The following is a 1,681-nucleotide window of genomic DNA, read 5'->3' as shown; positions in this document are numbered from 1 at the left end:
CGGCGACCAGTGGGATCTCCAGCCTGTCAACGGGCCTGAGCACCACCAATAGCAACGTCAGCAGTTTGTCGACGTCCGCGTCGTCGGGTCTGAGCACAGCGACCAGTGGTATCTCCAGCCTGTCCACTGGCCTGAGCACGACGAATAGCAACCTGGACAGCCTGTCGACTTCCACGTCGAGCGGCTTGAGCACTGCAACCAGCGGCATCTCCAGCCTGTCTACCGGACTGAGCACGACCAACAGCAACGTCAGCAGCTTGTCGACGTCTACCTCGAGCGGTCTGAGCACAGCGACCAGCGGTATCTCCAGCCTGTCCACGGGTCTGAGCACGACGAACAGCAACGTGAGCAGCCTGTCGACTTCCACGTCGAGTGGCCTGAGCACGGCCACGAGCAGCATCGACAGCCTGTCGACGTCTACTTCGAGCGGCTTGAGCACAGCGACCAGTGGCATCTCCAGCCTGTCCACGGGCCTGAGCACCACAAACAGCAACGTGAGCAGCCTGTCGACTTCGACGTCGTCGGGCCTGAGCACGGCGACCAGTGGTATCTCCAGCTTGTCCACGGGCCTGAGCAGCACGAACAGCAACGTGAGCAGTCTGTCGACCTCGACGTCGTCGGGTCTGAGCACGGCGACGAGCAGCATCGACAGTCTGTCGACGTCTACTTCGAGCGGCTTGAGCACGGCGACCAGTGGTATCTCCAGCCTGTCTACCGGACTGAGCACGACCAACAGCAACGTCAGCAGCTTGTCGACGTCTACCTCGAGCGGTCTGAGCACAGCGACCAGTGGCATCTCCAGCCTTTCCACGGGCCTGAGCACCACGAATAGCAACGTCAGCAGCCTTTCGACCTCGACGTCCTCGGGTCTGAGCACCACGAACAGCAACGTAAGTAGTCTGTCGACTTCCGCGTCGAGCGGCCTCAGCACGGCTACCAGTGGTATCTCTAGCCTGTCGACGGGCCTGAGCACGACGAACAGCAACCTGGACAGCCTCTCGACCTCCACGTCGAGCGGTTTGAGCACAGCGACCAGCGGCATCTCCAGCCTGTCCACGGGCCTGAGCACCACGAACAGCAACGTGAGTAGCCTGTCGACTTCGACGTCGAGCGGTCTGAGCACGGCGACGAGCAGCATCGACAGCCTGTCGACGGGTCTCAGCACCGCGACTAGCGGCATCTCCAGCCTGTCCACGGGCTTGAGCACCACGAACAGCAACGTGAGCAGCCTGTCGACTTCGACGTCGAGCGGTCTGAGCACCGCCACGAGCGGCATCGACAGCCTGTCGACGGGTCTCAGCACCGCGACCAGTGGCATCTCCAGTCTGTCCACGGGCTTGAGCACCACGAACAGCAACGTGAGCAGCTTGTCGACTTCGACGTCGTCGGGTCTGAGCACGGCCACGAGCAGCATCGACAGCTTGTCGACGGGTCTCAGCACCGCGACCAGCGGCATCTCCAGCCTGTCCACGGGCTTGAGCACCACGAACAGCAACGTGAGCAGCTTGTCGACGTCGACGTCGAGCGGTCTGAGCACCGCCACGAGCGGCATCGACAGTCTGTCGACGGGTCTCAGCACCGCGACCAGTGGCATCTCCAGCCTGTCCACGGGCTTGAGCACCACGAACAGCAACGTGAGCAGCTTGTCGACTTCGACGTCGTCGGGTCTGAGCACGGCCAC

General features: G+C 62.6%; 1 pseudogene. It reads left to right on the top strand.

Going from position 1 to position 1,681, the window contains the following annotated elements:
* Positions 1-1,681, top strand: a pseudogene (locus tag AC3WQM_RS31960) (beta strand repeat-containing protein); the annotation flags it as partial.

Source organism: Variovorax sp. FW301-JW7, from assembly GCF_058788795.1.
The sequence above is the reverse complement of the archived record's forward strand: the minus strand, read 5'-3'. Positions and strand labels throughout refer to the sequence as shown.